Annotated in this window: 1 tRNA gene; it reads right to left on the bottom strand. The window is 44.1% G+C overall.

Features of this window, described 5'->3' with window-relative positions:
- Nucleotides 1-220: 220 nt before the first annotated feature.
- A tRNA-Ala gene (locus GJ700_RS34785) sits at nucleotides 221-296 on the bottom strand.
- Between the last annotated feature and the right edge of the window lies 1 nt (nucleotide 297).

Genomic DNA, 297 nt, shown 5'->3' with positions numbered 1-297 from the left:
CCTTCATCGCCTGTAATCGCCAAGGCATCCACCATGTGCACTTATTCACTTGTCCCTATAACCTTGACGGCTATAGTTCAAGCATTTACTACTTTGTGATGATGAGTTTTACTACCCTAAGTGTGTATTTCTACACGCTTAAATAAAACTTTACTTCTTCCAGATTGTTAAAGAACGGTACTACTTTTATCTAAACCTCAGGGCTTACATAAAAGCAGTTTGGTGGAGGATGACGGGATCGAACCGACGACCCCCTGCTTGCAAAGCAGGTGCTCTCCCAGCTGAGCTAATCCCCCT

The sequence above is a fragment of the Pseudoduganella rivuli genome (assembly GCF_009674485.1).
GTDB lineage: Bacteria > Pseudomonadota > Gammaproteobacteria > Burkholderiales > Burkholderiaceae_D > Rugamonas > Rugamonas rivuli_B.
The sequence above is the reverse complement of the archived record's forward strand: the minus strand, read 5'-3'. Positions and strand labels throughout refer to the sequence as shown.